The sequence below is a fragment of the Mycobacterium sp. genome, assembly GCF_049683355.1.
Taxonomy (GTDB): Bacteria; Actinomycetota; Actinomycetes; order Mycobacteriales; family Mycobacteriaceae; genus Mycobacterium.
The window spans coordinates 20,736-27,419 of the sequence record NZ_JBAUJB010000239.1 but is presented as its reverse complement, the minus strand read 5'-3'; the positions used below and the strand labels follow the sequence as shown (position 1 = coordinate 27,419).

At 65.9% G+C, this 6,684-nt stretch carries 6 protein-coding genes and 3 pseudogenes; 7 read left to right on the top strand and 2 right to left on the bottom strand.

Annotated features, from left to right (window positions below; translation table 11 throughout):
• Positions 1-273: 273 nt before the first annotated feature.
• The 5 genes and pseudogenes from WA944_RS14630 to WA944_RS14610 all read left to right on the top strand — a co-directional run.
• Positions 274-777 (top strand): annotated as a pseudogene (locus WA944_RS14630) (Vgb family protein); the annotation flags it as partial.
• Positions 770-946: pseudogene (locus tag WA944_RS14625) on the top strand (mycothiol transferase); the annotation flags it as partial. The pseudogenes WA944_RS14630 and WA944_RS14625, both read left to right, overlap by 8 nt.
• Positions 947-1,036: 90 nt before the next feature.
• Complete coding sequence (locus WA944_RS14620) at positions 1,037-2,011, top strand: helix-turn-helix transcriptional regulator (protein ID WP_526372424.1); 975 nt, start codon at positions 1,037-1,039, stop codon at positions 2,009-2,011.
• Between the two features lie 119 nt (positions 2,012-2,130).
• Positions 2,131-2,965: pseudogene (locus WA944_RS14615) on the top strand (EamA family transporter).
• 25 nt (positions 2,966-2,990) lie between these two features.
• Positions 2,991-3,632 (top strand): FKBP-type peptidyl-prolyl cis-trans isomerase, encoded by a 642-nt coding sequence (locus tag WA944_RS14610; RefSeq protein ID WP_526372423.1) that lies wholly within the window; start codon positions 2,991-2,993, stop codon positions 3,630-3,632.
• Positions 3,633-3,663: 31 nt separating this feature from the next.
• Here the strand turns inward: WA944_RS14610 and WA944_RS14605 are convergent, their stop codons facing one another.
• Positions 3,664-3,879, bottom strand: coding sequence for a hypothetical protein (locus WA944_RS14605; protein ID WP_526372422.1), 216 nt, complete (start codon positions 3,877-3,879; stop codon positions 3,664-3,666).
• 134 nt (positions 3,880-4,013) lie between these two features.
• Between WA944_RS14605 and WA944_RS14600 the strand changes: the two genes are divergently transcribed.
• Complete coding sequence (locus WA944_RS14600; protein WP_526372421.1) at positions 4,014-4,835, top strand: formate/nitrite transporter family protein; 822 nt, start codon at positions 4,014-4,016, stop codon at positions 4,833-4,835.
• Between the two features lie 89 nt (positions 4,836-4,924).
• Positions 4,925-5,143, top strand: coding sequence for a hypothetical protein (locus WA944_RS14595; RefSeq protein ID WP_526372420.1), 219 nt, complete (start codon positions 4,925-4,927; stop codon positions 5,141-5,143).
• 18 nt (positions 5,144-5,161) lie between these two features.
• Here WA944_RS14595 and WA944_RS14590 read toward each other — a convergent pair whose 3' ends face one another.
• A complete protein-coding gene (locus WA944_RS14590) occupies positions 5,162-6,601 on the bottom strand; it encodes a GntP family permease (RefSeq protein WP_526647072.1) in 1,440 nt (479 codons plus the stop codon).
• Positions 6,602-6,684: the final 83 nt, after the last annotated feature.

Below are 6,684 nucleotides of genomic sequence, written 5' to 3'. Positions count from 1 at the left end.
GACGAGGCTGCAGAGTTCGCACAACGCTACGGCCCGCACACTTGCTCCCTCCGAAGAGGCTTTTGACACCCCGCTCAGCCCGCCGCCTCTCAACGACGAACCGGGGCCTGCTACCCGGCGCTCCGGTACCTACCGGGACGGGACCCACACCCGCTAGTCCAATCCAACTTGCAGGACGCAACATGGGCGGCAGTGTAGATGAATTGTAGACACAGGGGCTTGGTGGATCTGCCCGAGCACTGCCCAGGCGACGGCGTGAAGTACCGTCGCGGAGTGAGCCGCGCCCTCGATATCCGTGTGCCCGGCGGGCCCTACGCGCTTGCGGTGGGACCGGATGGCGCCATGTGGGTGACGCTTGTTCACTCCGGGGAGATCGCACGCATCGGCCCGGGCGGCGGACTCGACGTGTTTCCTGTGCACCCGCAGAGCAAGCCTTCGATCATCGTCGCCGCGCCTGACGGCGCCCTGTGGTTCACCCGCAACGGTGACGACCGGATCGGGCGTATCGCGGTGGACGGTGCCCAGCGCGAGATCGAGTTGCCCGACGGTAGTGCTCCATTCGGCCTATGTGTAGGACCCGACGACGCACTGTGGTTCACCACGATGACATCCGGCACGGTGGGCCGAATCGGTGCTGGCGACGAGGTGGACGTCGTGGCTGTCCCCGGTGGAAGCCCGTCGATGATCACCGCGGGCCCCGACGGCGCGATGTGGTTCACCCTCAACCAGAGCAGCGCCATCGGGCGGCTGGACATGGCAGGAACGGTAAGCCAACGACGTCATCGTCAGTCACTCAGATCTCGACGAACCCTGTGCGCGGCCCACGCGCAGCGGTCGGCCACCGTCCATGCGGTGGGCGCTCACCCACATGATCGAAGAGACCGGGCGCCATGCCGGGCACATGGACATCCTGCGGGAACTCACCGACGGGACCACCGGTCGCTGAGACCGTGTCGCAGAAGTTGCCAGCATCGAGCATGACAGGTCGTAAAGTGGCGAGTGCAACGCATTGAGAGGTCCTAGGTAGGTGAGACTCATGCCAGAGATGCCTGAGCCGCCCGCCGGCAGATGCCTGATCAGCGCAGACGACCTGGACCAGGCCGAAGCGCAGATCGCCGCTGCTTTCGGGGCCATCCGGATCGAGAAGTCGGTTCCCGGTGGCATGACCCGCACCCGAGTATGGCGCAGCGATGTGGGTGCGCTGAGCATCGACGACTCCGAGTACAGCTACGACATGAGCTACGAAATGGCCGGACCGGAGAACATTTTGCTGTGCAGAGTGCATTCGGGCGTGCTCGAGGAGACCCCGTCGCGGGGGCCGGCACACAGCCATGGAACCGGTGCGGCCGTTGCCTTCGGCACTGTCGCGGGACGTCCGCTGCTGGGGCAATGTCGACACGCGCGCTACCACATGATCAACGTTCCACGGCGAGTCCTGGCCGAGGTTGCGGGCGGCGACCCGGATGCTGCGCCGGTGTCGCTGACCGGTTCCACACCGGTGACCGCAGCAGCCAACCGACATCTCGTCGACGTCATCGACCACATTCGCCATGGTCTGCTGGGCAACCCGTTCGCCGCGCAGGAGCCCCTTGTCTCCAGCGGCGTCACCCGGTATCTGGTCGCCAGCATGCTCGCCGCCTTCCCCCACACGGCAGCAGAGCCGCCGGTGTCGGTGGGAGACGGCGACAACCCCGAAGCGCTGCACCGTGCCGGCGCATTCATCGACGACAACGTCCACAACGACATCTCGCCGGCCGACATCGCCGGCGCAGCGCGTGTCTCCACAGGTGCACTGGAAATGATGTTCGCCAGGCACCGGGAGTGCTCATCGACCCGGTACCTCCAGAAGGTGCGGTTGTCCTACGTCCACCGCGATCTCACGGCCGCCGACCCCGCGGTGCACACGGTGGCCGGTGTCGCCCGTCGATGGGGTTTCTGGAACCTCGCCCGGTTCCGGGCCGACTACTACAAGGCCTATGGGCGCGCGCCCGAAAGCACCCTCGATCAATAGCTGCGTTCTCCGTGGTCGCCCGCGATGGCGGTGTCGGTCCGCGGTAATCCGCTGACACGATCAATATCGATCACTTCAATGCAGGGGTGAGTGCAGAGCACGCCCGCAGCGGCGTCACGATGGCCATTGCCGCGCAGGTGTCGGTGCAGATGGGCATGGTCGTGGCCATCGGCCTCATCGACCGAATCGGATCCGATGGGACAGCCTGGCTCCGGCTGGCCTGGGCGGGTGTGCTGCTGCTCGTCATCGTGCGGCCCCGGCCCTCGGCGTTCACGTTGCGCACCTTCGGGATGTGCATCGTCCTGGGATGCGTGCCTGCGGCGATCTCGCTGCTGTTCATGGCGTCGCTGGACCGGCTTGCCCTCGGTACCGCCACCGCCCTGGAATTCCTTGGGCCACTGGCTGTTGCGGTGCTCCACGGCCGAGGACCGCAGCGGCTGGTGTGGCCCGGGCTGGCGGCGATCGGCGTGGTGCTGTTGAGCCAGCCGTTCAGCGGCGGCATCCGACGCCAAAGGCGCCTTCCTCGCGGTGTCAGCCGGCATCTGCTGGGCGATCTACATCCTGCTCACCCAGCGCGTCGGCGACGAGGTCGCCGGCGTCAACGGGCTCGCGGTGTCGATGCCGATCGCTGGGGTGGTCTCCAGCTTCTTCGTGAGCACTTCGGTCTTCGAGCGGATCACCCCGGAACTGCTGCTGCTCGGGCTGGGCATGGCGATCCTGCTGCCAGTGGTGCCGTACGTCCTGGAGCTGTTGGCGTTGCGTCGGTTGACCACTGCGGCGTTCGGCACCCTGATGAGCCTGGAGCCCGCTTTCGCCCTGCTCGTGGGATTTCTGCTGCTCGATCAAGCGCCGGATGTCGCCGGCATTCTGGGGATCGCCGCCGTGGTTGCCGCCAGCATCGGAGCCGCGCGTGGTGGTGGACGGGAGATGGCCGTGCCACTGGAGGTGGGCTGAGGTCGCGGCTGTAGCCTGGCGGACTGTGAACTCTCCCCGTGTGTCCCCTTCGATCGCGGTCGTGGCGTGTGCCACTTCCCTCGTGCTGACCCTCGCCGCATGTGGTTCCGAATCGAGCGCGTCGCCGACGGACACGTCAGCGGCGGGCACACCGGCGGCGGAGTACTTCCCGCCGCCGCTCTCCGAGACGCCTGCGGCTGTCGGCAGCGCGTGCCCGGCAGCGGCGCCGGAGCAGGGCGTAGCGCCGGAGTGGACGCTGCCTGGGGCCACCGGCAGCGTCGCGGTCACCGGGTCAACGGATACCTCGGCTCCCTTCATCGACGTGACCGCACCGTTCAGCGTCGGTGAGACCCAGGTGCACACCCTGCAGGCCGGCGACGGGCCGGTCGTCGCGGACACGGCGACGGTGGCGGTCTGCTACATGGGAGTCAACGGCCGCGACGGGTCGGTGTTCGACAGCAGCTATCAGGGCGGCCCTCCCGTGGAGTTCCCGCTCGACGGAGTCGTGCCGGGCTTCCAGAAAGCCATCGCCGGGCAGACGGTCGGTTCCACGGTGGGCGTGGCGATGACCTCGGCCGACGGCTACCCGCAAGGCCAACCCGGCGCCGGAATTGCCCCGGGTGACACGCTCGTCTTTGCGATCAAGATCCTCGACGCCGCAAACTGAGCCCAGCGGTCTCGGCCGGCCCACGGGCCACTCATGACTGCTGCGAAAGATGGTTCTCGAGCTTGTCGTCGGTGTTGCGATCAACGGTGTCCTTCTGGCTGATCAAGTGTCCCTTCATGATTGATGGAATCGAGATAGCGGCCGAACGGATGGAAGCGGATCTCCCAGAGTCGTTCGAATGTTCGAGGTGATATATCAGTCGCCGGGCCCGCGCTTCGCCGGTGACGATGCCCGATTCATTCAGCACCCGAGGGTGTTTGCTGACCTGCGGCTGGCGGATCCCGAGGGGCTCGGCGATGTCTCCGACCGACTGAGGTCCGGCGGAATATGTTGCCTACCTCGCGGTCGGAATCTTCTGGCGAAGTTCGGGTACTCCGTGGCGTGAGTGAAACTAGCCAGCGCGAACTCGGCGATTCCGACAGCCCGATCGAGGACGAACTCGAGGAGACGTTCAACAGGACGATCAGCGAAGGCACCCAGCGCCTACACCGCAGCTGGCACGAAGTGCTGGTGACCGGCTTCTTCGGCGGCACTGAGGTGGCGATGGGCGTGCTCGCCTATCTGGCCGTCCTTCAGGCCACGGGCAATCAGCTGCTCGCGGGTCTGGCGTTCTCGATCGGATTCCTCGCCCTCCTCCTCGGCCGCAGCGAATTGTTCACCGAGGGCTTCCTCGTCCCAGTCACCACCGTCGCCGCCAAGCGCGCCAGTGTCCGGCAGCTGTTCAAGCTGTGGGGCGGCACTCTCGCGGCGAACCTGGCGGGCGGCTGGATCATCATGTGGCTGATCATGGCGGGGTTTCCCAAGCTGCACGCGCAGACGGTGGAGTCGGCATCACACTTCGCCACCGCCCCGATCTCGATGGAGACGATCTCTCTGGCACTGCTCGGCGGAATGGTGATCACGCTGATGACCCGCATGCAGCACGGCACCGAGTCGGTGCCGGGGAAGATCGCCGCGGCCGTCGCGGGGGCGTTCCTGCTCGCCGGACTACAGATGTTCCACTCGATCCTCGACTCACTGCTGATCTTCGGTGCGTTCATCACCGGCCATGCTCCATTCGGCTACCTCGATTGGCTGGGTTGGTTCGGCTACACCCTGGCCGGCAACATCGCAGGCGGCCTGATCCTAGTGACGCTTCTTCGTCTGGTGCGCAGCAAAGACCGGCTGCAGGAAGAGCGCAGCGAAGCCGACGCTGAACGATGACGTATCACGCCTACGACGGACACCGCCGCTGAACAGTGTTGCGGTGCAACGCAAAAGGCGAACAAGAGACCTGAGGCTACGCTGAGTCGATGGCAGTGATTCCCTCCTCGGCCGATTCAGCGGTCGACTCGGTCCATCCACTGGTACGCAAGGCCGCGGCGTGGTGCTGGCGGCTGCTTGTCATCGGCGCGCTTCTTGCGGTGCCACTGCTGGCTTTCCTCAACAGCGCCACCGAACGACTGCTCACCGAGGAACAGCTCGACGACACATCCGTCGCTGCGCATCCCGAGCTCGAGGACGGACCGTGACCCGTCACCGACGTCGGGTCAGAACACCATCCACAATCCCAGAGCGATCAGGAACGCGGTCAGGCCCAGCGTCGTCTCCATCACCGTCCAGGTCTTCAGTGTGGTTTTCACGTCCATGTTGAAGAACCGATTGACCAGCCAGAAGCCCGAGTCGTTCACGTGGGATAGCACGGTCGCGCCGGCGGCGATGGCGATCACCAGCAGGGCCACCTGAAAATCGCTGAGACCGGCCTCGGCCAGGGCCGCGGCGAGAAGGCCGCCCGTCGTCGTCAATGCCACGGTCGCCGAACCCTGTGCGACACGAAGCAGCGTCGCGATGACAAAGGCCTGCAGTATCAACGACATCCCGAGATCCGACAGTGACTCGCTGAGTGCGTCACCGATGCCGCTGAGTTCAAGCACGCCGCCGAACATTCCGCCGGCGCCGGTAATCAGGATGATCGAGCAGATCGGCCCGAGGGCTTTATCGAGAATCGTGCCCACGTCGGCCATCGTGTGGTCACGCAAGCCGAGCACCAGGATCGCCACAATGACAGTGATCAGAAGGGCGACGGTGGTGTTGCCGAGCAGTATCAGGTACTGCGCCCAGGTGGTGCCTTCCTCGATCACCCCTGCGGACATCAGCGTGCTCAGCACGGTGTCGAACGAGATCAGAACGAACGGCAGCAACAGCAGTCCGAGCACCGTCGCGAAGGACGGGGCCGTGCGGGCCCGCGTGGTGACAGCACCGCCACCGCCATCAGCGGAGTCGTCACGATCCTCGGTGGCGTCGTCGCGGCCCCCGTTCATCTCTCCGAACAACGCTGCAGGGACATCGACTTGCACCCTGCGGCCTATCACCCGCGAAACGAGATAGGCGCCGACGTACCACGAGACCACCGCGATGGGAGCGCCGACCAGCAGGGTGAGACCGATGTTGCCACCGAGCAATTCGGCTGCTGCGACCGGCCCGGGGTGTGGCGGAACCAACGCATGCATGATGGCGAATGCTCCTGCGGCCGGCAACGCGTACAGGAGCAGAGATCCCCCGAATCGCCGCGCCACGGTCATGATGATCGGGAGGAAGACCACCAGCCCCGCGTCGAAGAAGATTGGGAAGCCGAATAGCAACGCGGCGACGCCGAGCGCCAGCGGAGCGCGCTTCTCGCCGAAGCGGCCGATGAGGGTGTCGGCGAGCACCTGGGCCCCGCCGGTCAACTCGAGGAGCCGACCGAGCATGACGCCGAAGCCGACAAGTAGGGCGACTGCCCCGATCGTATCGGCGAAACCGAACGCCAGCGCGTCAGGGATGTCCGCCACCGGGATGCCGGCGACCAACGCCGTGAGGACGCTCACCAGCACGAGCGCCACGAACGCATGCAGCTTCACCTGCATGATAAGGAACAGCAGCAGCGCGACCGCACCGGCGGCGATCAGCAGCAGGGTTGCGGCGCCGTATGCCGGGTCAATTGCTTCCACGAGGCCTCCGAACTGTCAGTGCCCGGCAGGTTCCGGGCGTGTCACGATCGTGAAGTCTGCGCATCGTCCAGCTCACCCGATGG

What these genes read in the sequence shown, in the direction of transcription:
- WA944_RS14620 (WP_526372424.1), top strand. Translation starts at nt 1,037, where the DNA reads ATGCCAGAGATGCCTGAGCCGCCCGCCGGCAGATGCCTGATCAGCGCA.
- WA944_RS14595 (WP_526372420.1), top strand. Translation starts at nt 4,925, where the DNA reads ATGGCAGTGATTCCCTCCTCGGCCGATTCAGCGGTCGACTCGGTCCAT.